At 46.3% G+C, this 24,479-nt stretch carries 24 protein-coding genes; 6 read left to right on the forward strand and 18 right to left on the reverse strand.

Features of this window, described 5'->3' with window-relative positions:
* Positions 1 to 88: 88 nt before the first annotated feature.
* From rlmM to pomA, 7 genes are all read right to left on the reverse strand, one after another.
* Positions 89 to 1,180, reverse strand: a complete 1,092-nt coding sequence (gene rlmM / locus BS19_RS17695; protein ID WP_038177148.1) for a 23S rRNA (cytidine(2498)-2'-O)-methyltransferase RlmM — start codon at positions 1,178 to 1,180, stop codon at positions 89 to 91.
* Positions 1,177 to 1,575 (reverse strand): DUF423 domain-containing protein, encoded by a 399-nt coding sequence (locus tag BS19_RS17700; RefSeq protein WP_038177149.1) that lies wholly within the window; start codon positions 1,573 to 1,575, stop codon positions 1,177 to 1,179. The genes rlmM and BS19_RS17700 overlap by 4 nt, the downstream gene beginning before the upstream one ends.
* Positions 1,565 to 2,194: an alpha/beta fold hydrolase gene (locus tag BS19_RS17705; protein WP_038177150.1), complete on the reverse strand. Its 630-nt coding sequence runs from the start codon at positions 2,192 to 2,194 to the stop codon at positions 1,565 to 1,567. Before BS19_RS17705 ends, BS19_RS17700 begins: the two co-directional genes overlap by 11 nt.
* Complete coding sequence (locus BS19_RS17710; RefSeq protein WP_038177152.1) at positions 2,187 to 3,095, reverse strand: transcriptional regulator GcvA; 909 nt, start codon at positions 3,093 to 3,095, stop codon at positions 2,187 to 2,189. The genes BS19_RS17705 and BS19_RS17710 overlap by 8 nt, the downstream gene beginning before the upstream one ends.
* A 420-nt stretch (positions 3,096 to 3,515) precedes the next feature.
* Complete coding sequence (gene thiI, locus BS19_RS17715; RefSeq protein ID WP_038177153.1) at positions 3,516 to 4,964, reverse strand: tRNA uracil 4-sulfurtransferase ThiI; 1,449 nt, start codon at positions 4,962 to 4,964, stop codon at positions 3,516 to 3,518.
* A 166-nt stretch (positions 4,965 to 5,130) separates the two neighbouring features.
* Positions 5,131 to 6,081 (reverse strand): flagellar motor protein MotB, encoded by a 951-nt coding sequence (locus tag BS19_RS17720; RefSeq protein WP_038177155.1) that lies wholly within the window; start codon positions 6,079 to 6,081, stop codon positions 5,131 to 5,133.
* 10 nt (positions 6,082 to 6,091) lie between these two features.
* Positions 6,092 to 6,856, reverse strand: coding sequence for a flagellar motor protein PomA (gene pomA, locus BS19_RS17725; protein ID WP_038177156.1), 765 nt, complete (start codon positions 6,854 to 6,856; stop codon positions 6,092 to 6,094).
* A gap of 262 nt (positions 6,857 to 7,118) precedes the next feature.
* On the opposite strand from pomA, the gene xseB reads away from it, so the two are divergent.
* The 3 genes from xseB to dxs are packed head-to-tail and all read left to right on the forward strand — an operon-like array spanning position 7,119 to position 10,153.
* Positions 7,119 to 7,361 (forward strand): exodeoxyribonuclease VII small subunit, encoded by a 243-nt coding sequence (gene xseB, locus BS19_RS17730; protein ID WP_038177157.1) that lies wholly within the window; start codon positions 7,119 to 7,121, stop codon positions 7,359 to 7,361.
* Positions 7,362 to 7,382: 21 nt separating this feature from the next.
* Positions 7,383 to 8,267, forward strand: a complete 885-nt coding sequence (gene ispA, locus BS19_RS17735; protein WP_038177258.1) for a (2E,6E)-farnesyl diphosphate synthase — start codon at positions 7,383 to 7,385, stop codon at positions 8,265 to 8,267.
* A 20-nt stretch (positions 8,268 to 8,287) separates the two neighbouring features.
* Entirely contained in the window at positions 8,288 to 10,153 is a 1,866-nt protein-coding gene (dxs, locus tag BS19_RS17740; RefSeq protein ID WP_038177158.1) for a 1-deoxy-D-xylulose-5-phosphate synthase, read from the forward strand.
* A gap of 281 nt (positions 10,154 to 10,434) precedes the next feature.
* On the opposite strand, the gene truC is transcribed toward dxs, so the two are convergent.
* Positions 10,435 to 11,157 (reverse strand): tRNA pseudouridine(65) synthase TruC, encoded by a 723-nt coding sequence (gene truC / locus BS19_RS17745; protein ID WP_038177159.1) that lies wholly within the window; start codon positions 11,155 to 11,157, stop codon positions 10,435 to 10,437.
* Entirely contained in the window at positions 11,157 to 11,471 is a 315-nt protein-coding gene (locus BS19_RS17750) for a YqcC family protein (RefSeq protein WP_038177160.1), read from the reverse strand. Before BS19_RS17750 ends, truC begins: the two co-directional genes overlap by 1 nt.
* A 75-nt stretch (positions 11,472 to 11,546) precedes the next feature.
* Here BS19_RS17750 and BS19_RS17755 point away from each other — a divergent pair, with 75 nt between their 5' ends.
* Positions 11,547 to 12,584 carry a DUF3549 family protein gene (locus BS19_RS17755; RefSeq protein WP_038177161.1) on the forward strand — a complete coding sequence of 346 codons (1,038 nt, stop codon included), beginning with the start codon at positions 11,547 to 11,549 and terminating at the stop codon, positions 12,582 to 12,584.
* Between the two features lie 2 nt (positions 12,585 to 12,586).
* The gene (locus BS19_RS17760) at positions 12,587 to 12,886 is read left to right on the forward strand and encodes a DUF3301 domain-containing protein (protein WP_038177162.1); all 300 of its coding nucleotides are present in this window, start codon (positions 12,587 to 12,589) and stop codon (positions 12,884 to 12,886) included.
* Here BS19_RS17760 and BS19_RS17765 read toward each other — a convergent pair.
* Positions 12,834 to 13,352, reverse strand: a complete 519-nt coding sequence (locus tag BS19_RS17765; protein WP_038177163.1) for a GNAT family N-acetyltransferase — start codon at positions 13,350 to 13,352, stop codon at positions 12,834 to 12,836. The two genes, BS19_RS17760 and BS19_RS17765, sit on opposite strands and share 53 nt — an antisense overlap.
* 784 nt (positions 13,353 to 14,136) lie before the next feature.
* Here BS19_RS17765 and BS19_RS17770 point away from each other — a divergent pair.
* Positions 14,137 to 14,421 (forward strand): hypothetical protein, encoded by a 285-nt coding sequence (locus BS19_RS17770; protein ID WP_038177164.1) that lies wholly within the window; start codon positions 14,137 to 14,139, stop codon positions 14,419 to 14,421.
* A 126-nt stretch (positions 14,422 to 14,547) separates the two neighbouring features.
* On the opposite strand, the gene sucD is transcribed toward BS19_RS17770, so the two are convergent.
* The 8 genes from sucD to sdhC all read right to left on the reverse strand — a co-directional run bounded on the left by sucD (position 14,548) and on the right by sdhC (position 24,244).
* On the reverse strand, positions 14,548 to 15,420 hold the full coding sequence (sucD, locus tag BS19_RS17775) for a succinate--CoA ligase subunit alpha (RefSeq protein WP_038177165.1): 873 nt from the start codon (positions 15,418 to 15,420) through the stop codon (positions 14,548 to 14,550).
* Positions 15,420 to 16,586: an ADP-forming succinate--CoA ligase subunit beta gene (gene sucC / locus BS19_RS17780; RefSeq protein WP_038177167.1), complete on the reverse strand. Its 1,167-nt coding sequence runs from the start codon at positions 16,584 to 16,586 to the stop codon at positions 15,420 to 15,422. The genes sucD and sucC overlap by 1 nt, the downstream gene beginning before the upstream one ends.
* A 209-nt stretch (positions 16,587 to 16,795) precedes the next feature.
* Positions 16,796 to 17,995, reverse strand: a complete 1,200-nt coding sequence (odhB, locus tag BS19_RS17785) for a 2-oxoglutarate dehydrogenase complex dihydrolipoyllysine-residue succinyltransferase (RefSeq protein WP_038177169.1) — start codon at positions 17,993 to 17,995, stop codon at positions 16,796 to 16,798.
* Between the two features lie 28 nt (positions 17,996 to 18,023).
* Positions 18,024 to 20,849 carry a 2-oxoglutarate dehydrogenase E1 component gene (gene sucA, locus BS19_RS17790; RefSeq protein WP_038177170.1) on the reverse strand — a complete coding sequence of 942 codons (2,826 nt, stop codon included), beginning with the start codon at positions 20,847 to 20,849 and terminating at the stop codon, positions 18,024 to 18,026.
* Between the two features lie 168 nt (positions 20,850 to 21,017).
* Positions 21,018 to 21,728, reverse strand: coding sequence for a succinate dehydrogenase iron-sulfur subunit (locus tag BS19_RS17795; protein WP_038177171.1), 711 nt, complete (start codon positions 21,726 to 21,728; stop codon positions 21,018 to 21,020).
* Positions 21,729 to 21,746: 18 nt separating this feature from the next.
* Positions 21,747 to 23,513: a succinate dehydrogenase flavoprotein subunit gene (gene sdhA, locus BS19_RS17800; RefSeq protein WP_038177172.1), complete on the reverse strand. Its 1,767-nt coding sequence runs from the start codon at positions 23,511 to 23,513 to the stop codon at positions 21,747 to 21,749.
* Positions 23,514 to 23,858: a succinate dehydrogenase, hydrophobic membrane anchor protein gene (gene sdhD, locus BS19_RS17805; RefSeq protein ID WP_038177173.1), complete on the reverse strand. Its 345-nt coding sequence runs from the start codon at positions 23,856 to 23,858 to the stop codon at positions 23,514 to 23,516.
* On the reverse strand, positions 23,852 to 24,244 hold the full coding sequence (sdhC, locus tag BS19_RS17810; RefSeq protein ID WP_038177174.1) for a succinate dehydrogenase cytochrome b556 subunit: 393 nt from the start codon (positions 24,242 to 24,244) through the stop codon (positions 23,852 to 23,854). The genes sdhD and sdhC overlap by 7 nt, the downstream gene beginning before the upstream one ends.
* Positions 24,245 to 24,479 lie beyond the last annotated feature (235 nt).

Consider the following 24,479-nt stretch of genomic DNA (forward strand, 5'->3'; position numbering starts at 1 on the left):
GATCGCGTGCTTTGAGCAAGGCAGCGCTTAAGATTGTACAATGTGTAGTAGCAGCGCTCTTGTCTCCAAGAGCGCAACATTTACCGGTTTAGTGCGGCGATATGTTAGACAGACATTGAATGTGTACAGTAATTTCCTCACGGTCGTGATAAAGGTGTTTAGCTTGTAGCTTAAACTTAACCCCGTTTTCCTTAAGGAAGATTTTCAGGTTATCAATATCTTCTAGCACTTCGTCATAGCGCCCTTTCATCGGCAATTTCAGGTTAAAGATCGCTTCTTTTGCCCAACCACTAATGATCCATTCACCCATCAACTGAGCCACGCGTGACGGCTTTTCAATCATGTCACATATCAGCCAAGTGATGTTCTTACGTGCAGGTTCAAACTTAAAACCATCTTCTTGATGGTGTTTAACCTGACCCGTTTCCATCAAACTGTCGGCCATCATGCCGTTATCGACCGAGTGTACAAACATCGAACGCTTCACCAGTTGATAAGTCCAACCACCAGGACAAGCACCTAAGTCAACGCCCCACATCCCCGGCGCTAAACGTTCATCCCACTCTTCACGAGGAATAAAGACATGGAAAGCCTCTTCTAGCTTTAACGTCGAACGACTCGGCGCATCAGACGGAAATTTAAGACGCGGAATGCCCATGAAGAACTGTGAGTTATTTGTCGTCAGCGAGTAACCTATATAGCAATGTCCTGGCTCGACAAAGCACAAGTGCAGAACCGGCTTTTTCGGGCTATCTTTGGCAAACAAAATCTCTTTACCGCGAAGCGCCTGACGCATAGGTACCGTGAACTTACGACAGAACTTAAGCAGCTCTTTCGCTTCGTTAGTATCTGGGGTTTCAATGCGAAGATCGCCACAACGCGGTAAACCGTCAATATCGGCGAGCTGCTGCAAGATAGGAGAAATACGATCTTCACGAGGTAGATCATCAATTTCCACCGCAACGGCAAACATTTGGCGGGCAAAAATTAACGATTTAAAATCGATCTCTTTGACCAGTTTTTGCGCATCGCCCTCTTGATAGCACTCAAAGATAACAAAACCACTGTTCTTTTTAAGGCGAGGGAAACCAAATACTTCTAGCTGAGTGGCACGATCTTGAATTTCACCGGCACACTCTTTCTCAAAGCCACTGCGGCAGTAGAGCATTAACTGTTTCACTGTTTCACCTCTTTAATTTGCAATGCTGCGTAGACAAACAGTCCCCAACCCACCATAAAGCTCAAACCACCTAATGGCGTAATTGGCCCAAACCACTTAATGCTGGTCAACGCGAGTGCGTAGAGACTGCCGCTAAAACAAAAGACGCCGATGATAAAGCAAATTGCCGCAAGGGCGAAATATTTTTGTGACTTAGACGATAATTTTAGCTGGAGCAACAGCCCACAAAGTAAAATCGCCAGCGCATGAATTAATTGATACAACACACCAGTGTTAAACACCTCGATAAGATAGGGTGACAACAGCGTTTTTAATCCATGAGCACCAAGGGCCCCAAGAGCAACGCCTAGCCCACTCAATAGTCCGCCAATCGCGAGTAATTGCCTACTTTGCATCGCAATAAACCTCAAAAATAAACGCCGCCAATGCATCGACTGCCAGCGCGATGTTGCCAAATTCAGTATGACCTGAGACTTTACGCGGCTTAAAGCTGTGATCACCATCGGGAATAAACGTCGTAGTCACACTTTCCGCTAGGGCAAACTCGCTAAATTCTTCGCGCTTACCAAACGTATCTCGCTCACCTTGCAAAATAAGGCAAGGTTTGCTCAGTTTAGCAAGATGAGCACCTTTGTAGTTCTCCGGCTTACCGGGCGGATGGAAGGGAAAACCGAGACAGGCCACACCAGCAACCAAGGAGTCGTCAGCAAGTAAGCTCGCCATGCGTCCACCCATCGATTTACCACCAATAACCACAGGTTGCCCTTGAGCGACATCCTGAATCACCGCTTGGAACGCCTCAAGCAGTTTTGGCGCTCTGTCTGGTGGGCGCTTTTTGCCATCTTCAGCACGTTTGACCATATACGGAAAATTAAAACGCACCACTTGAATGCCCTTGTCGACTAAACCGGTTGCCACCGCCTGCATAAAAGCGTGATCCATACCCGCTCCAGCGCCATGGGCAAAGACAAACACCGGATTACCTGCTTGACCTTCTATCAGATAACTACTCATCAAGCAGATCCTCTTGTTCGCTTTGCGCTTTAGCAAGCATCCAATCACGGAAAGTGGCAATGCGTCCCATATCCGCTTGCTTCTCATGACACACGACGTAAAAAGCATTCTTGGATAGCAGCACTTCATCAAACGGTGCAATCAATCGTCCCGCCTCTAACTCTGGCTGAGCCAATACATTGTTGCCGAGCGCCACACCCTGACCATGCGCTGCAGCCTGCAGTACCATGGTTGAGTGACTGAAGATTGGTCCATGATTGACATTTAACCCCTCGATTCCGGTCTGTTTGGCAAACTGTTTCCAGTCTTTACGTGAGGTGTCGTGCAGCAGGGTATGTTGTTTCAAATCACTTAGAGTTTCTAATGGTTTGTTACCTAAAAGTAATGAAGGTGAACAAAGTGGGATTAAAAATTCTTGGTATAACTTATCGGCGCGCAGTCCCGGCCAATTGCCTCGCCCATAATAAATCGCCACATCAACATCATCGGTTAATGATCCCTCATCCATATCGACCGCCTTGATGCGCACATCAATATCAGGCTCTTGCTGATTAAAGTCCGCCAGCCGCGGCACTAACCACTGGATAGCAAAACTAGGTGGCAAACTTATCGTTAGCGCCCCTTTTTCACTACGCTCTAGAACTTTATCAGTAGCTTCTGCTAGTGATGAAAAAATATCCTTGATATCGAGAAAGTAGCTTTGACCCTCTTCGGTTAATAACAAGGAGCGATTTCGGCGACGAAATAGCTTTAAGCCGAGAAATTCTTCTAGCGCTTTTATCTGATGACTGACCGCAGCTTGCGTCACAAACAGTTCCTCTGCTGCGCGAGTAAAGCTCAAATGGCGCGCCGCAGCTTCAAACACTTTTAAAGAGTTTAATGGAGGCAATCTTCTGGACATGGTGGCCTTCTATATATTGGATTAGTTTTTTTTATCTGAAACATTATAAAATGTCCATTGCCTGACGACCAGAGAAATTCTATATTTCACCCCGCAAAGAGAAGTCAGAACGGCTTGATTCCTTTGGGAATCAATTGACTACTCTTTGCGATGTTGTGTTTGCAAACTCGTATTTCGAGTTCGGTAGGTTTCTACCAGTTTTGTTTCAAGCAGAAACGAAACATATACTTCCTGTATTTATTTTGACCTGTCTGTCAATTTTTTTAGCACCGCCTCTATGGCGGTGTTTTTTTATGTCGCTAAGGTAATAATGCCACTTATTGCCGATCGCTAAATCCAATAACCTCACCTAGTTTTTGCAAAAAAAAAGCACAAATCGAATCAACGATTTGCGCTTTCTAATCAGATTAACGTCTTGTTTTAAGGGCGGTAAACTTTGACGTTACTAAAACCTTGTTCTTGCAAATATAGCGCCTGCAGACGACTCATAACCCCACGATCACAGTAGAGCAGGTACATTTTAGACTGGTCTAGGTCACCAAACTGAGTGCCAAGTTTGAAGAAAGGCAAGTGTTTCACTTCGACATCATCAATCACTAGTGGGTTATCGTCTTGCTCTTCAGCGCTGCGAATATCGAGCACGATGGCATCTTGTTCCACCGCTTGAACTTGCTCCACCTCTGGCGCCGCTTGCTCTGTCTCTTTGGCAATATCGCGAATATCCATCACGCGCGCATCATTGACCACTTGCTCAAGCAGAGCAAAGTCGAATTTGGCTTCTTCCGCTTCTAGTTTCGCTTTTACTGCTTTGACCGTTGGCTTTTTAGAAATGACACCACAATACTCAGGCATGGTTTTCGCAAAATCTTCAGTACCGATATCACGCGCAAGATTAATGATGTCTTCCTTGTCCCAGTTAATCAGTGGACGCAAGATTAATGCATCGGTGACACCATCGATATGACGCAAGTTGGTCAGTGTCTGGCTTGAAACTTGGCCAATCGCCTCACCCGTCACTAACGCTTGAATACCAAACTTATCTGCCACCATGCCAGCGGCGCGCATAAACATACGTTTAAGTACCACACCCATCTGACCGTCATCGACTTTTTCTAAAATTTCAGCCACAACGGGTTCAAAGTCAACCGAGATAAAACGTACCTTGGCCGATGAACCATATTTATTCCAAAGGTAGTGCGAGACCTGCTTTACGCCGATTTCATGTGCTGGGCCACCAAGGTTAAAGAAACAGTAATGTACTTTTGAACCACGTTTGATGTGCAAGTAGCTAGAAACGCCAGAGTCAAAACCGCCAGAAATAAGGCTCAGTACATCTTCTTGAGTACCTAAAGGGAAACCGCCCAAACCTTTATAACGTGCGATCACTTGGTTCAGCTTTTCATTGACCACTTCAAGATTAACCGTGACATCAGGGCGACGCAGTTTAACGCTGGCGCTTTCAATCGATTGGTTAATACCACCGCCAACATAACGTTCAAGTTCAATCGAGGTAAAGTCATGCTTACCACGGCGCTTAGCACGAACAACAAAGGTTTTACCTTCGATTCGAGGACGATTTAGCTCTAACACCTGCTCAAAAATATCATGCAAGTCGGTAAATTCAGACTGCTGAACTTCCAGCACATGGTGAATGCCAGACGTGTGAGTCAAAACGTCTAGCACTTCTTGATGGTATTGAGAAGACTCTGATGTCACCTCAATGTGGTCTCGACGGTTAAAAACAGCAACAGACTCTGTACGACTCTTGATGATGTTACGGATATTACATTCAAGAATCTTTGTGAAGCGCTTACGCACAGACTCACTTTTTACAAAAATTTCTGGATGGGGCTTGACGATAAATTTCATAATTCACTTCACAAGTTAACTGTTTCGCTGATTTTGCTGCTCTAGAGAGCGTAGCAGTTAGTTTTAACACTAAGCTGCTGCTAAGGGCGCAAGATTATACATGAAGCAATGACCATAAAAAAGACGAGCGTTTAAAGCTCGTCTTAGTCTTTGGTTTTATTGACTTTTATTCAGGCTGTAATACCGGCACCTCATCACTGAGCAGCGCTTCGCCTTGCATAATGCTGATTTCAACTCGGCGATTGCGCGAGCGTTGTGCTTCGGTATCATTTGGGCCTAACGGCACCGTATCCGCCATGCCCCGAACCTGTAGCCGTTCGTGATTAAAGCCGCGTACTTTTTCCATCTCTTGCGCCACCGAGACCGCGCGCTGTGCGGACAGATCCCAGTTCGAGCGGTATAACTGCGAGTCTAGGCGCTGATTATCGGTGTGCCCAGACACTCGGACTACACCCGGAATATCTTTGACTAAATCGGCAATCTGGCGCACTAATGGGCGGAACTTAGGTTGTAAGAACGCTGAACCTTCAGGGAACGCGCCTTTTTCACGAATACGAATATCAATTTGTTGACCAAGATTTTCCACCTCAATGGCACCTTGTTCAATTTCGCGCTCAAGCGCTTTCTTAATACTTTCAACCAGCGTTTCAAGCTCTTCAGACATCTGCGCTGCTTGCTGCTGTTGATTATCCGATTCACTATTTTGGTTGTTTTGGGTTGATGTCTCGGGCGATTGGCCCCCATTCAACGTACCTTGGTCGCGTTGGGTTCCCCCTGCGCGATCAGACTCGCCTTCATGAAATTCTAAGGTTTGCTGAGTAATATCAATCGTCTGTTGCATGATGACATCAATCGGCGTCGGCTCTGGTCTGCCCGGTCTAAACTCTTGGGCAATAATACTAGTGCCTTTGGGAATATCTTTGACCTCTAGGCGATTTTGTACACCAAAGGCAAACTTCATCGAACCGGCGATCTGCTTGAACTTAAGCACGTCCATTTCAGAAAACGACAACAAAAGAACAAAGAAACACATCAACAGAGACATCAAGTCAGCAAACGTCCCCATCCATAACGGAAGACCCGGGGGCGGACATTTGCACTCATTTTCTTCTTCCATTGTCATTTCCCTACTCGTTATCTACGTCAAGTGCGCGCTTACCTTCATTGAGATAATTTTTCAGATAGCTGTCAATGACACGCGGGTTTTGACCATCTTGAATAGCAAGCACACCATCCATAATCAAACGACGATTGAGTTTTTCTTGTTCACGGCGTAGCGACAGTTTGTCAGCAATGGGAAAAAACACCATGTTAGACAAAATCGCACCATACAAGGTTGTCAAAAGAGCTACCGCCATGGCCGGGCCGATAGCCTTAGGGTCATCCATGTTAGATAGCATGGCGACAAGACCGACCAAAGTACCAATCATTCCCATTGCGGGGGCAACGTCACCAAACGCACGAAACACTGCACCACCAAACTCGTGACGCTCATCGGTCAGGGCGATATCTTTTTGTAGCGCAGCGCGCACGACGTCCGCGTCATGACCATCCACCAGCAAATCGATGCCTTTTTGCATAAAACTGTTGGTGATTTCCATCTCTTCTAGCGCTAAAAACCCCCCTTTACGGGCGGCATCGGCCATTTCAACAACTTTAGCGATCAAATCCTCTGGCTCGTCAGACTTGAACATGAAGGCTTTTCCCGCGATCTTTGCGGCGCCAAAAAATTGCCCAATTGTGAACTTCATCAGCACCACGAATGTCGAGCCGCCAACCACGATAAGAATCGACGTGACGTCGACAAACATCATGATGCTTCCGCCAAGTATCATCGCCATGACAACGAAAGCCAATCCGCCAATCAGTCCCAGCAGCGTCGCTAAATCCACAAAGCACTCCTCATGCTATCTATAAGCTTCTATCAAATTATATCGGCAACATCTTCAGATCTTTAGTCTTTTATTGATACCGCTTTCACATAACTATAGATGTTTGGCACGTAACACATAACTAGACTTTAGCGTTATCACTTACCGACACACAACCATAGACCGCTTTATCTCGATTTTTCTAACAAATTTACTCGGTTAAATTTGACCATCATTATCGGCTAAGGTAACTTTCGTCCATCTTTGTCAAAGTAGAACCGTTATGGCGAGCAAGAAACCAGAAAACATGACTTTCGAGGCAACCATTGAAGAACTCGATGTGATTGTCGAAAACCTTGAAAATGGTGATTTAGCACTAGACGACGCCCTAAAGAAATTTGAGCGTGGTATTACCCTCGCACGTGCAGGTCAGGCTAAACTCAATGATGCCGAGCAACGCGTCAGCATCCTACTGCAAAATGATGACAACTCTGCTCTCAGCGACTTTGATACCACGACGGATTAATTAATTATACCTATGGCTGTTATGCATGAGGCCTTGTCCTCACTTCAACAACGAAATAATGCTCAATTAGAGCTGTGGTTACAGTCTCTACCTCATCAGAACCTGCCTCTGATCGAGGCGATGCGTTACGGTTTGCTACTCGGTGGCAAACGTGCACGTCCATTCTTGGTGTACATTACTGGCCAAATGCTCGGTTGTGAACTCGAAGAGCTCGACACTCCTGCCAGTGCAGTAGAGTGTATTCATGCTTATTCTTTGATTCATGACGACCTGCCAGCCATGGACGACGACGAGTTACGTCGTGGTCAACCAACATGCCACATTAAGTTTGATGAAGCGACCGCGATTCTTACTGGTGATGCACTGCAAACTCTAGCCTTTACTATTTTAGCTGACGGGCCATTGAACCCACGAGCAGAAATTAACCGTATAAAAATGGTAAAAGTGCTCGCACAAGCGTCAGGTGCCAATGGGATGTGTATGGGACAAGCTCTCGATCTTGCAGCAGAAAACAGACAAGTCACCTTAGATGAACTCAAAGAAATTCATCGCAATAAAACGGGTGCTCTGATCAAGGCCGCCATACGTTTGGGAGCCCTTGCCGCAGGTAGCAAAGGGGTGGAGGTGATGCCTCACCTAGACAAGTATGCTGACGCCATTGGCCTTGCATTTCAGGTTCAAGATGACATTCTGGACATCATTAGTGACACCGAAACCTTAGGCAAGCCGCAAGGTTCTGACCAACAAGCCAATAAAAGCACCTATCCAGCACTACTCGGATTAGACGGCGCTATTAACAAAGCTCACACTCTGTTAAATGAAGCACTTCAAGCATTGCAAGCAATCCCATACAATACAGAGTTACTCGAAGAGTTCGCCCGATATGTCATCGAGCGCAAGAACTAACACAATAAGCGCGCAAAAATATGACTCTTGATATTTCAAAGTACCCAACACTGGCTCTCGCAGACACCCCTGAGGAGCTGCGTAGTCTCCCAAGAGAGATACTGCCGAAACTGTGTGATGAGTTACGCACCTATTTACTCAATTCAGTTAGCCAGTCGAGTGGTCACCTGGCCTCTGGATTGGGCACAGTTGAGCTGACTGTTGCTCTACACTACGTCTATAACACACCCTTTGATCAGTTGGTGTGGGATGTTGGCCACCAAGCGTACCCACATAAAATTTTAACTGGTCGTCGCGATCAAATGCCAACCATTCGCCAAAAAGGCGGACTGCACCCTTTTCCTTGGCGTGGCGAGAGTGAATACGACACCTTATCGGTCGGCCATTCATCAACCTCAATCAGTGCCGCACTTGGAATGGCGATTAGTGCCGCACAAGAAGCGCAAGATCGTAAAGTGGTCAGTGTCATCGGCGATGGCGCGATAACCGCAGGGATGGCGTTTGAAGCAATGAACCACGCTGGTGATGTCCATCCTGATATGCTGGTGATTTTGAACGACAATGAAATGTCGATATCAGAGAACGTTGGCGCGCTGAACAACCACCTTGCTCAATTGCTTTCAGGCAATCTATACACCTCTATTCGTGAAGGTGGCAAGAAAGTACTTTCTGGCGTTCCGCCGATTAAAGAATTAGTTCGTCGCACCGAAGAGCATCTAAAAGGGATGGTGGTTCCAGGGACATTATTTGAAGAACTCGGCTTTAACTATATCGGTCCTGTGGATGGCCATGATGTCAATGAGTTGGTAAAAACGCTCAAAAACATGCGTGAGTTGAAAGGCCCACAGTTTTTGCACATCATGACCAAGAAAGGCAAAGGCTACGAGCCAGCCGAAAAAGATCCGATTGGTTATCATGGCGTGCCAAAATTCGATCCAAGCCATAATTCGCTACCAAAAAGCAGCGGCGGCAAACCAAGCTTCTCCAAAATCTTCGGTGACTTCTTGTGTGATATGGCCGCGCAAGATCCGAAGTTAATGGCGATTACGCCAGCGATGCGCGAAGGCTCTGGGATGGTGCGTTTTTCTAAAGAATACCCACAGCAATACTTCGATGTGGCGATTGCTGAGCAGCATGCGGTAACACTGGCGGCGGGAATGGCCATCTCCGGTAACCACCCCATTGTGGCGATTTATTCGACCTTCTTACAGCGTGGCTACGATCAGTTAATTCACGATGTGGCGATCATGAATCTGCCAGTGATGTTCGCCATTGATCGCGCCGGACTGGTCGGTGCCGATGGTCAAACCCACCAAGGGGCGTTTGACCTGAGCTTTATGCGCTGTATTCCGAATATGATGATCATGGCGCCAAGCGACGAAAATGAGTGTCGCCAAATGCTCTATACTGGTCACATACATAATGGTCCAAGCGCCGTTCGTTATCCTCGTGGTAATGGCATGGGTACCGATATTCAAGCTGAATTTACCGCCCTCGAAATCGGCAAAGGCCGCTTGGTTCGTCAAGGCGAAAAAGTCGCAATTTTAAGTTTTGGTACCTTCTTAGCGAACGCGCTTGAGGCTGCAGAGTCCCTCAATGCGACGGTCGCTGACATGCGTTTTGTTAAGCCGCTCGATGAAGCCTTAATCAAACAACTTGTCGCAGAGCATGACGTTATTGTCACGCTAGAAGAAAATGCTATTGCGGGTGGTGCGGGCGCTGGGGTTATTGAATTTATGATGCAAGAAAAACAGGTTAAACCTGTCCTCACTTTAGGGCTGCCTGACAAGTTCATTGCTCAAGGTACACAAGAGGAACTGCATCAAGAACTCGGTTTAGACGCCAAAGGAATCGAAGCAGCGATTCGTCAATACCTTAAAAAGTAGCCTCAGTGTCAATGCTAATAAAAATGCTAATAAAAAAGCCCTCATTTTTGAGTAATGCCGATCAGTTAGTCACTTTATTGAGTAATTATTCACTATTTATTCAATATCTAATGGATATGGCAAAGTACCCGTTAAGCGAGTGAAAGATAGATACAACAAGGGCTCCAGAATGATTATAATAAATCCTTCTGGAGCCCTTATTTTTATTGATGTTCGCTTAACTGACTGGCATTACTCATTTTTGAGGGCTTTTTTGTTTCAATCCATTTTTTCAGTCGATATTACTGAGGTACTTGCCAATCAAACTCAGCGCACAGTGCTTGCCACGTTGAGTCGACACTAGCGCTGATCAACACGTTCTGGCCAGTAAACGGATGGACAAAGGCTAAACGCGATGCATGCAACAACAGCCGATGTGAGTCATATACGTCTCTAAACAGCTTGTTATGTTTTCCGTCACCATGAGTCGTATCACCGACAATGGGATGCCTGAGGTGCGCCATATGCCGCCTCAATTGATGCTTACGGCCAGTCAGTGGTTTCATTTCGATTAAACCATAGCGCGTGGTTGGAAACTTACCCGTTGAGTGCGCAACTTCAACCTGAGCCAATGGCTGGTAGTCCGTCACTGCTTCCTGCGCTTCTTTCTCTTGACTGACATGCTTATCGGCGATTTTATCTAACTCAACCTTGAGCGCATAATCGAGTCGGCCGGGTTGCAAAATCCAACCACGTACAATCGCATGATAGGTTTTTTCCATTTCATGATTGGCAAACATCGGCATCACTTGCGACGCGACTTCACTCGACAGGGCAAAGATCAATACCCCAGAGGTCGGTCTGTCAAGTCGATGAAGCGGAAACACATGCTGGCCAATCTGATCACGCAATGTCTGCATCACAAACTGAGTCTCGTGTTTATCAAGCCAACTGCGATGGACTAACATTCCTGCAGGCTTATTGACCGCAACAAAATACTCATCTTGGAAAACAATCTCTAACATCAAGCACACACCTCATCAATTACTGCCAATCGCGCCAACAATGGTGTGTAATCTGGGTATTGCTGCCAACATTGTTCAAAATACGGAGCAATCGCGAAACCACTTGGTAGTGGTTGCTTAGCATCAATCATGTTGCGCATGCGGCCAATAAAAACCCATTGCAGCCACTGCTCTGGTGCCAGAGTATCAACGGCAAATGGCTGTTCACTTTGCAGTGCCAGCGAACTTGGCGGCTGCTGTTGCCAAAGTTCAAGCGCTTGCATGTCGGCTTGAAGCTGATCAAGCAATTCAATTAATTGGTTCTGTTTCAACATTAATCTTGTTTCTGACCTTGAAAATGGGCTCAAGAATACCATTTATAGAGGAAAGAAAGTTAGGACAAATCGCTAATGGAAACCATTCATACCCTTACCCAATTGCTCACCAACAGTGATTGCCAATACCAAGTCTATGATCTGGGAAGAAAAATCAAGAAAATCGACGCGAAGATGTTTGCCGACACCGAACAGGGGCAAGTCGCCTACCCCTACCCGATGCAGCGCAAAGCCCATCTAGCGATCGTCTATTGGAATCAAGATCAGCAACCTTGGATCTGGTTTCTTAAATTTGACCTTGATGAACGTGGCTTGTTGAAACAAGCCGATGTCGGTAACTTTATCAAGTATGTACTTGAAGCAATGGGCACGCGACTCAATCAAGAGATGACTGAAGAGCAACAACATAAGCTCGCGAATAATCCCTACACTTTTAAGCCTGCTGAAGACAAAATGGCGGTCTTTCATAGTCAAGTTCGTGCAGAGCTAAACTTAGCCTGCAGCCAATACTATGAGCACGCACAACACTATTTTTCTGGCGGGCTTGACTGGGACAAATGGCATAGCGTTGGCTTACAAGGTGTTACCGACATCTGTGCCCGACTCGGCCAAGAGCAAAATGGTGTTAATCTGCGTAAAGCACTAAAACACCTGCCTAGTGAACCTCTCTATGCCCTACTTGGTGCGCTAGAACATACCGAATTATCAGACAAACTCGCACAACGTATCGCCCAAATGGCGCAGGTCGAAATTGACAGCGGCGAGCCTGATCTTTTCTTACTTTCGGCATTAACGCGCGCACTCTCTGGTGCTTCTACACCTATTGCACAATCGATTTATGGTGCGATTTTAGCCAGCCCGAGACTGAGCCATCAAGAAGTGCTGATCGGGATTGCTGGTCGTTGCTGGCATTGGTTAAGCGATGCAAGTACAGCCGAGCAATTCTTGCTGCGCTTAGCTCAAACTGGTGACCAAGCGCTATTCAACCAATTGTTTGCTGACTTAGTCATGCTACCTGAACTGCGGATGGTATTACTGCCGCTATTGCACTCCAGCCCATCACCAGAGTTAGCCGCTGCGCTGATTCGCCTGCAACAATCAGCCAAGGCCTAACTATGATCAGTGACCTTTTCGCCATCCTCGGTTTGGTATGCCTGTGCTTACTCTTTTGGCAACAACGTCGCCAAGCGGAGTTAGTCAAAACGATTGCCGCCCGCCAGTGTAAACAACTGGATTTGCAACTTATCAGCGTTGCTTTAAAAGGTCACAAATTAAAAACGCCAGACGGAGTCTGGCGTTGGCATTCTGTTTATCAATTTGAATTTTCATCACTCGGCGATGATTGCTATCAAGGCAACATCATCATGCAAGGATTTCAGCTAGCGAAGGTTGATCTACCGCCACATCGGATGTAAATCGATATTCGTTATATGGACCGAACGCGTCTTGCTTGCGGACCTTAAACTGAAAGCCCAATTTTTGCAGAATTCGTATCGACGGCTGATGGTCTATATTAGCCGTGGCAACGACATGTGTTAAATTTAAGTCTCTGACTGCTTTTGGAAAAAATGCCTGCAAGGCTTCACTGGCAAAGCCGATTCCCCAATATAACTTATCAAAGATAAAACCTAACTCAGGCTCGCTATCAAGATCACAAATAAAAATATGCCCCACATAGTCACGGCTACGACTATCTAAAACAGCCATCGCATAAAGATTAGGGTCATTGAGCGTTTTCTCAAATAATTGTTTTGCCGACGAAACGGTATGGGCACCATTCATTTGAGCACGATTAATACCACAACAGTTAAGCATGAGAAATTCTGATTGTAGTGATTCGTTATAAGGTACTAATAACGAACGGCGAGTCACAATAGTCATGACACATCCTTGTTAGCAGCTAAAATTGTTTTGAAAAACAAAGCCGAAAAATTAAACCAACGGGCAACAACCGGTATTGATCTGGGTTGTAATTATTGGGATGTTATGAGTCTTTTTTCCCAAGGTGAGATCTAAGAAAGCCCCGACACGTGAGTATCGGGGCTATAGTCTTACTCGCAGCAGTCCGGCTACAAAAGGTGCTCCATGCATCTTCCTTAATAGTTACTGAATCCTTCAGCAATATCCTTACTTCGCCGTCCTAGCGGTGTCCTATTCATCCTGATAGCCAACTATCCTAGTTAGCGCGCATCACTTGTTCCTTGAGCGGTGTCCCTAGTATCATCCTGATACTGTCCTTCCTCAATCTAGAGGTGTCCATTGCTTTCCTTAGTCACTCACATCCTGTCAGTGATTGTATCCTTACAATGTCCTTTCGCTCCATGCTTGACTGACTTTCCTCGTCAACCAATCTTCATCCTGAAGTTTTCCTATCCTTGGTATTTCCTGTTCCGTGTCAGCATCCTTCCGACAGCTATTAATTTACGCTTTTGGCGATTGAAGACAATATACAGCAGAAAAAAAACGCTCGAAACAAGTGTGCAACAATTTAACTTTTCTTTATAAAACAGAAACCTAAGATGTTTTTACTGATATTTCTGCGCAAAAAGAATCTATTCTCGCACACTTGGTGTAAGAGATATCTCACAACCAAATGCCTAATTTACCATTCGCCTATTGGCTCGCTGAGCAGTAAAATACCAATATCAAAGCAAAAGGAGGTTATATGCTGACCCAAGATGTTAGCCAAGAGCTAAAACAGGTACTTGAACAATTACAACATGAAGGCAAAGAGCCAAGCATCGCTTTGGTTAAAGCCCGCTTATCAACATCAGTGCCAATGCCTGCTTTGATCACGACGATTAAAAGTTGGAAAAGTGCCCAACGCGTACCGAAAATAGAAATCGCGGCGCCTGAACAAGCGAATGACAGTGATAAAATCGCTCAGCTCGAAAAACAAGTAAAAGCATTAACCGCGCGATTGACCGTATTGGAAGAGAAACTACGCTAAATCGCCCCCTCGAACCCGTCGCTTAGTCAGCAGGTGACGATTGATGCTTAGCCTATTGATGAATAAAAGCAATGCATAAAAAAAGCTTGGCAAATCAGCCAAGCTTTTTTTCATTTCAATCGATACTTACCAGCCAGTGACTTCACGTAGGCCTTTACCGATATCAGCAAGAGATTTGACGGTTTTAACGCCAGCCGCTTCTAGTGCCGCAAATTTGTCTTCCGCCGTACCTTTACCACCAGAAATGATAGCGCCGGCGTGGCCCATACGCTTCCCTGGAGGAGCTGTTACACCTGCAATGTAAGAAACAACAGGCTTAGTCACGTTTTCTTTAATAAACGCAGCCGCTTCTTCTTCTGCGGTACCACCTATTTCACCGATCATGACGATCGCTTCTGTTTCAGGGTCTTCTTGGAACAATTTCAAAATATCAATGAAGTTTGAACCTGGGATTGGGTCACCGCCGATACCAACACACGTAGACTGGCCGAAACCTTCGTCAGTGGTTTGCTTAACAGCTTCGTACGTTAGCGTTCCTGAGCGAGAGACGATACCGACTTTACCTTTCTTATGGATATGACCAGGCATGATACCGATCTTACACTCATCCGGAGTGATAACACCCGGACAGTTAGGGCCAATCATGCGAACACCCGTTTCTTCTAGCTTCACTTTTACATCGATCATATCGATAGTAGGAATGCCTTCAGTGATGGTCACAATCAGTTTGATGCCTGCGTCAATCGCTTCTAAGATCGCATCTTTACAGAAAGGTGCTGGTACATAGATAACTGTTGCTGTCGCGCCAGTCACTTCAACGGCTTCACGTACTGTATTGAAAACGGGTAGACCAAGATGCGTTTGACCGCCTTTACCCGGAGAAACACCACCCACCATCTGCGTACCGTATGCGATCGCTTGCTCTGAGTGGAACGTACCTTGACCACCAGTGAAGCCCTGACAGATTACCTTGGTGTCTTTATTAATTAGTACAGACATTATTTGCCCTCCGCAGCAGCAACAACTTTCTGAGCTGCGTCAGTTAATGACTCAGCAGCAATGATATCAACATCAGAATTAGCAAGAACTTCGCGACCTAGGTCTGCGTTAGTCCCTTCTAGACGAACAACAACAGGAACAGCAACACCCACTTCTTTCACTGCGCCGATGATGCCTTCTGCAATCATGTCACAGCGAACAATACCGCCGAAGATGTTAACAAGAACCGCTTTCACATTGTCGTCAGATAGGATGATCTTAAATGCTTCTGCTACACGCTCTTTAGTTGCGCCGCCGCCAACATCAAGGAAGTTAGCTGGCTTACCGCCATGAAGGTTGACGATGTCCATAGTGCCCATCGCAAGACCAGCACCGTTAACCATACAACCAACATTTCCGTCTAATGCTACGTAGTTCAGTTCCCACTGAGCAGCGTGTGCTTCGCGCTCATCTTCTTGCGAAGGATCGTGCATCTCACGTAACTTAGGTTGACGGTATAGAGCATTTGAGTCGATGTTGATTTTACCATCAAGACAAAGCAGGTTGCCTTCGGCTGTTACAACCAGTGGGTTAATCTCAAGTAGCGCAAGGTCATACTGAGAGAACATAGTGCCAAGACCCATGAAGATCTTAACAAACTGCTTAATTTGATCGCCAGCTAAACCTAGTTTAAATGCGAGTTCACGGCCTTGATAAGCTTGAGGACCAACCAATGGATCGATCGCTGCTTTATGAATCAACTCTGGCGTTTCTTCAGCAACTTTTTCGATTTCAACACCACCCTCGGTTGATGCCATGAATACAATCTTGCGTGTTGCACGGTCTACCACTGCACCTAGGTACAGTTCGTTTGCAATGTTTGATGCTTCTTCAACTAAGATTTTAGTTACAGGCTGACCATTTGCGTCAGTTTGGTAAGTCACTAGGTTCTTACCTAGCCACTTTTGTGCAAACTCTCTCACGCCATCTTTAGTATCGTGTAGCTCGACGCCACCCGCTTTACCACGTCCACCTGCGTGAACCTGACATTTAACGACTTTCTTCTCCGTTGAGATACGACCTGCTGCTTCAACCGCTTCATGAGGTGTATCACACGCGTAACCTTCCGGTACAGGCAAACCGAATTCTGCAAACAGCTGTTTGGCTTGATATTCATGCAAATTCATTTTGATATTCCGTTTATTTTCCCTTAAGGGATTATTATTTCCATAACGCAGCAGAGCTCTGCAAAACGTCTGTAGGGTCTTCTCAAATAAATCGCTACTTGCTCAATGACACAGCAGCGATTTAGGTGAAGGCCAAACCGTTGAGCTAGTCTAGCCATTGAAACTATCAAACGTCTAGCAGCCTAAGGCAACTAGACGTTTCAGCGATATTAAACGTCTAATAGCAGACGTGCTGGATCTTCAAGTAACTCTTTAATGGTTACAAGGAAGCCGACAGACTCACGACCATCGATCAGACGGTGGTCATAAGAAAGTGCCAAGTACATCATAGGTAGGATTTCTACCTTGCCATCCACTGCCATTGGGCGATCTTGAATCTTATGCATACCCAAGATAGCTGACTGTGGTGGGTTAATGATTGGTGTTGACATTAGCGATCCAAATACACCACCGTTTGTAATAGTGAAGTTGCCGCCCATCAGCTCATCAACCGTCAGCTTGCCATCACGGCCTTTAATCGCTAACTCTTTAATGCCTTTTTCGATATCAGCAAAGCCTAACGTGTCACAGTCTTTAAGAACTGGAGTCACGAGACCACGCGGCGTTGAAACCGCCATGCTAATGTCGAAATAGTTGTGGTAAACGATTTCCTCACCATCAATAGACGCATTGACTTCTGGGAAACGTTTTAGTGCTTCGGTCACCGCTTTAACGTAGAAAGACATAAAGCCTAGACGCGTACCGTGACGCTCTTCGAACTGGTCTTTGTACTGCTTACGAAGATCCATGATTGGCTTCATGTTAACTTCATTAAACGTCGTCAACATGGCGGTGTTATTTTTTGCTTCAAGTAGGCGGTTAGCCACTGTCTTACGTAAACGCGTCATCGGAACACGTTTCTGACTGCGAGCCGCTACTGGCGCTTCTACTGCTGCCGCTTGCGGTGCAGCTTTTGCATTGGCAAGGTGTGCATCAATATCTTCACGAGTGATACGACCACCAACACCAGTGCCTTTGACTTGGTTCGCTTCAAGGCCGTGCTCAGCAAGAAGACGACGTACTGCCGGGCTGAGCGCATCATTGCTCTCTTCTGTTAGCGACGCTTTATGGCGCTTATCTGGCGATGCTTGTGACTCGTCTGTTTTGTCTGTCGTTGGTTCACCAGCAACAGCGCCAGGCTTGAGTTTAGCGAGCAGCTGTTTAGAAAGTACTGTGGCACCTTCTACTTCAAGGATAGCTTCTAGTACACCCGCTTCTGGAGCAGGAACTTCTAGAACAACTTTGTCAGTTTCAATGTCAACCAACACTTCGTCACGTTCAACGACGTCACCTGGTTGTTTGTGCCATGTTGCCACTGTAGCGTCAGCGACGGATTCAGGTAAATCTGGAACCAGAATTTCAATTGTCATATCTGTTTCTTCCTTTAACTTCTAGTTCTTAGTTCGAAGTTTTTTTATTCACGGTAAGTGCGTCTTCTACCAACGCTTTCTGTTGTTTCAAGTGTACTGACATGTAACCAACGGCAGGTGATGCTGATGCTGGGCGACCAGCGTACTTAAGATCTGCACCTGCAGGGATTGCAGCACGGAAGTTGTGTTGGCTACAGTACCAAGCGCCTTGGTTCTGTGGCTCTTCCTGACACCAAACAAAGTCTTCAACATTGGTGTATTGCTCGATGGCAGCGGTCACTTCATCCATTGGGAACGGGTAAAGCTGCTCAATACGAACAATGGCGACATCGTCTTGTTCATTGTTACGACGCTGTTCTAGCAAGTCGAAGTAGACTTTGCCTGAACAGAAGACAACACGTTTGACCTTCGCAGGTTCAAGATTATCCACTTCACCAATCGCCGCTTGGAACGTTCCTTGTGCAAGATCTTCAATTGAAGAGGTACACAGTGGGTGACGTAGCAATGACTTCGGTGACATAACGATCAGTGGGCGGCGCATTGGTCGCACAACCTGACGTCGAATCATGTGGTAAACCTGAGCTGGTGTTGAAGGAACAACCACTTGCATGTTTTGCTCAGCACACAGCTGAAGGTAACGCTCAAGACGCGCTGATGAGTGCTCAGGGCCTTGACCTTCGTAACCATGAGGGAGAAGCATAGTAAGGCCACATAAACGCGCCCACTTCTGCTCACCAGATGAAATAAATTGGTCAATAACTACCTGCGCGCCGTTGGCAAAGTCACCAAACTGTGCTTCCCAAAGCGTCAAGCCACCAGGTTCAGCAGTCGCGTAACCGTATTCAAACGCAAGTACGGCTTCTTCAGATAACACCGAATCAAAGACTTCAAACGGCCCTTGCTTATCATGAACATTCGCTAAAGGAACATACGTGCTGGCATCATTTTGATTATGTAGTACAGAGTGACGGTGGAAGAAAGTACCGCGACCTGAATCTTGGCCTGAGATACGAATACGTTTACCGTCATCAACTAGGGTTGCATAAGCGAGAGTCTCAGCCATTCCCCAGTCAATCGCTTTTTCACCGCTCAACATCGACATACGATCGTTATATAACTTGTTGACTCGGCTTTGTAACTTATGGCTCTCAGGGTACTGACAGATACGGTGACCCAATTCAATCAAACGCTCTTGGTTGAACTCATTGTCCCAATCGACATCCCAGTCGTGACCTAAATAAGGTGACCAATCGACCGAATGCAGTGCCATTGGACGCCACTCTTTGACGACTACATCGCCGCGATCTAGTGCATCGCGATACTCGTTGACGAACTGAGTAGCAGTATCAATACCGAAATCACCGCGCTCCATTAGTACGTCAGCGTATAGCTTACGTGGTGTTGGATGCTTTTTGATTTTCTGATACATCAAAGGCTGAGTCGCATTTGGCTCATCGGCCTCATTGTGACCATGACGACGGTAACAAACTAAGTCGATAACCACATCACGTTTAAATTCGTTACGGTAATCAAGCGCGATACGAGTAACAAACGCAACCGCTTCAGGGTCGTCAGCGTTAACGTGGAAAATCGGTGCCTGTACCATCTTGGCAATGTCAGTACAGTACATAGTTGAACGCGTGTCGCTAGGGTTTGACGTAGTGAAGCCAACTTGGTTGTTAACCACAATACGGACAGTACCACCAACACGGAAACCGCGTGCCTGCGACATATTAAACGTTTCCGCAACCACACCCTGACCAGCAATCGCTGAATCACCATGGATGGTAATAGGTAGAACGGTCGCACCATCTTGGTCGCCTAGACGATCTTGGCGGGCGCGAACAGAACCAATAACAACAGGGTTAACGATCTCAAGGTGAGATGGGTTAAATGCCAAAGCAAGGTGAACATCACCACCAGGTGTGGCAAAGTCAGCCGAGAAACCTTGGTGATATTTTACGTCACCAGTACCCCATGACTCGCCGTGCTTACCTGCAAACTCATCAAACAAGTCTTGAGGCTTTTTACCCAGCACGTTGACGAGCATATTGAGACGGCCACGGTGCGCCATACCAATAACCACTTCGCGCATACCGCTCTTACCAGCATGACGAATCAACTCTTTAGTCATCGGTATCAGTGCATCACCACCTTCCAATGAAAAGCGCTTAGCACCCGGGAACTTAGCCCCTAGGTAACGCTCAAGGCCTTCTGCCGCCGTCAACTCTTCAAGGAATTCTCGTTTCTCTTCTTGACTGAACGATGGTTGGCCAACCACTGATTCTAAACGTTGTTGAATCCAACGTTTTTGCTCAGTGTCTGTCATGTGCATGTATTCAGCACCGATAGAGCCACAGTAGATTTTGTTCAATGAAGAGTGAATATCTTTCAGTTTCATGGTTTCTTTGCCAATGGCAAACGAACCCACGTTGAAAGTTTCTTCTAAATCGTCTTGAGTGAGATTGTGAAATGCAGGGTCTAGCTCCGCCACCGTTGGACGTTGCCATAAACCGAGAGGGTCAAGCTGCGCCGCTTCATGACCGCGGAAGCGGTAAGCGTTAATTAATTGAAGTACTTTTACCTGTTTAACGTCGACATCAGGATCACTAACTTGGACATTGTAATGCTTCGTTTCTTTAGCGAGTCGTCGGAAGTAGTCACGGACACGTGAATGAGGCTGTTCAACCACCTCTTGTGAAGACTTAGGCAAGCCCTCAAAAACACGTTTCCACTCCTCACTTACCAGATCGGGGTCACTTAGATACAGTTCGTAGAGGTCCTCTACATACGTTGCATTGGCGCCAGCCAAGTGTGAAGACTCGAGCCACGCCTTCATCACGCCGTTGTGCATATTTTCCCTTAACCAGTAGTTTTCACGTTTGCTTCGGTCTATGCCGAGCTATTAAGAGCCGACCCAGAATAGGTCGGCAATTTTACTATTCTTTTACTCTATCTTTGTCGAGTTGCGGCTCGGCGATACATGACCGCCAGAGCCGTCTCTATTTAGATACCGAGTAACTTAAACCGAGCGATTGACTAACATGGTCTTAATGTGACCAATCGCTTTGGTCGGATTCAATCCCTTAGGACAAACACTGACACAGTTCATGATGCCATGGCAACGGAAAACGCTGAATGCATCATCAAGATTTGACAAGCGTTCGTCTGTGGCAGTATCACGGCTATCAATTAACCAACGATAAGCCGCTAAAAGACCTGCAGGACCGATAAATTTATCAGGATTCCACCAGAATGACGGACAAGACGTTGTACAACATGCACACATGATACATTCGTACAATCCATCAAGATGAGCCCGATCTTCTGGCGATTGTAAGTTTTCACGAGATGGTGGCAAGGCGCCATCATCAATCAAGAAAGGCTTAACTTTCGTGTAGTTATCGTAGAATTGTGTCATATCAACGATAAGGTCACGCACAACAGGCAGACCAGGTAGTGGGCGAATCACAATCTTGTCACCTTTCAGCGCTGAAAGGGGTGTGATACACGCCAAACCATTTTTACCGTTCATGTTCACACCGTCAGAACCACAAACACCTTCACGACAAGAACGACGGAAAGAGATGCTAGGATCTTGCTCTTTAAGCAGAATCAACGCATCAAGAAGCATCATGTCAGATCCTTCTTCCACTTCTAATGTGTAGTCCTTCATGTACGGCTTTTGGTCGACATCAGGATTGTAGCGGTACAAAGAGAAATTCAGTTTCATAATATTACCCTCCTTTCCTTAGTACGTACGTGCTTTTGGCGGAAATGCTTCACGATGGACGGGTTCCATGTTGACACCACGCTTAGCCATTGACTCTGTTTCCGGATTGTAGACCGAGTGACATAGCCACTGCTCATCGTTACGATCTGGGAAGTCAAAACGGGCGTGAGCACCACGGCTCTCAGTACGGTAGTTCGCCGCAACGGCCGTCGCAAAAGCAGTTTCCATCAAGTTTTCAAGTTCTAGACACTCAATACGTTGCGTGTTGAACTCGGTCGACTTATCCGACAGGTGAGCATTTTTCAGACGCTCACGGATAACTTTCAGCTCTTCTAGGCCTTTTGCCATTGCATCACCTTCACGGAAAACCGAGAAGTTGTTCTGCATACATTGCTGAAGGTCTTTACGAATCTGAGCAGGATCTTCACCGTCAGTGCTGTTTTCCCAACGGTTGTAACGCTCTAGTGAACGCTCAATATCAGCTTCAGTTGCTGGCTTAGCTTCAGCTTGTTTCAGCAGTGTTTCGCCAAGATGCAGGCCTGTAGCACGACCAAATACCACTAAATCGAGCAGTGAGTTACCACCCAAGCGGTTAGCGCCGTGAACCGATACTGATGCAATCTCACCGCATGCGAATAGGCCTTGTACTTCAACATCGCTGCCATCTGCAGTTTGCTTAATCGCCTGGCCAGAAACTTGAGTGGGAATACCACCCATCATGTAGTGACAAGTTGGAATAACTGGAATTGGCTCTTTGACTGGATCAACGTGTGCGAAGGTACGAGACAGTTCACAAACACCTGGTAGACGTGACTCTAGAGTCTCTTTACCTAGGTGATCGAGTTTCAGTTTAATGTGAGGCCCCCATGGGCCATCGCAACCGCGACCTTCGCGAATTTCGATCATCATTGAACGAGCAACCACATCACGGCCAGCTAAGTCTTTAGCATTCGGCGCGTAGCGCTCCATGAATCGTTCACCATCTTTATTAAGAAGGTAACCACCTTCACCACGACAACCTTCCGTGACAAGAACACCTGCGCCAGCAATACCCGTTGGGTGGAACTGCCACATTTCCATGTCTTGCATTGGAACGCCCGCACGCAGCGCCATACCAACACCATCACCTGTATTGATGTGAGCGTTAGTTGTCGATGCGTAAATACGGCCAGCGCCACCAGTAGCTAAGATGGTTGCTTTCGATTTGAAGTAGCATACTTCGCCCGTTTCCATACAAAGCGCAGTACAACCTAAAACTACATCGTCTTCATTTTTAACGATGTCGAGTGCATACCACTCAGAGAATATGGTTGTCTTGTGCTTGATGTTTTGCTGGTAAAGCGTGTGAAGAAGAGCATGACCAGTACGGTCAGCTGCTGCTGCAGTACGTGCCGCTTGCTCGCCACCGAAATTCTTCGATTGGCCGCCAAACGGACGTTGGTAGATACTACCATTATCAAAACGAGAAAACGGAAGGCCCATTTTCTCTAACTCAATCACGGATTCAGGGCCGTTTTTACACATGTATTCGATCGCGTCTTGGTCACCAATATAGTCGGAACCTTTGACCGTATCGTACATATGCTGCTCCCAATGATCTTCGTGCGCATTACCTAGCGCAACCGTAATACCACCTTGAGCAGAAACAGTGTGAGAACGTGTTGGGAACACTTTCGAAAGCAATGCACATGAAAGGCCTTGCTCAGAGATTTGCAGTGCAGCGCGCATGCCTGCACCACCAGCGCCGATTACTACGGCATCAAATTCACGAACTGGAATAGACACTTACGCACCCCACAGAATAAATAGACCAGAGAAGAAGTAACCAAATAGCACAGCGATAACGCCGAGCTGCAGGCCACCACGAAGCTTGGCGCACTTAATATAGTCAGTCAGTACTTGCCATAAGCCGATCCATGCGTGAATCAATACCGACATTAGCGCGAGCATAGTGAAAACCTTGGTGAACGTGCCACCAAAGAACTGGGTCCAAGAGAGGTAAGAAATATCTGTGAAAGCACAGAAGCTAACCAGATAGACAGTGTAGAGCGTCATAATGATAGCGGTAGCACGAATCAATAAATAATCATGCACACCATTACGACCAAAAGATGAAATGTGTTTTACCATACCATTACCCCCGCCAGTAGAGACAGAACGGCTGTTGCTGCGAATGCAACCTTAGCGCTCATTGCGCCAGATTCCAGCTCTTCAAAATGACCCATATCCATCAGAAGGTGACGGATACCACCAGCAATGTGGTAGGCCAATGCCGTTAGGATGCCCCATAAAATGAACTTCACGAAGAAGCCATCGACAAGGTCAACCGCTTGCGCGTAACCCACTGGGGACGATAACGAAATGGATAACAACCAAAGTAGTATTCCGACCGCGACGAACGTAATTACACCAGAAACACGGTGTAAGATTGATGCGATAGCAGTGATCGGAAAGCTAATGGTCTGTAAATCTAGATTAACAGGTCTTGACTTTCTTTCTTTCACGGGCTTGCTCACTCAGCTCCATTGAGCATTTATAGTTATGAACGAATTTTGATTGCAAACCTACAAAAGTTAACATTTATTTAACACTTACCCGCAACAATTCGCTGAGTATTTTGTAAAATATTTGTTAACAACAAGGATTAAAACTTCACCTCACATTTGTTTCAAGCCTTGAATTTATAAGGTTTTCACCAAAATTTACTGCGCCACTATACGGCTGGCAACATTCTAATACAATTGGTGTAAC

Origin of the sequence: Vibrio pacinii DSM 19139, from assembly GCF_000711795.1 — a bacterium.
In the GTDB taxonomy this organism is placed as follows: domain Bacteria; phylum Pseudomonadota; class Gammaproteobacteria; order Enterobacterales; family Vibrionaceae; genus Vibrio; species Vibrio pacinii.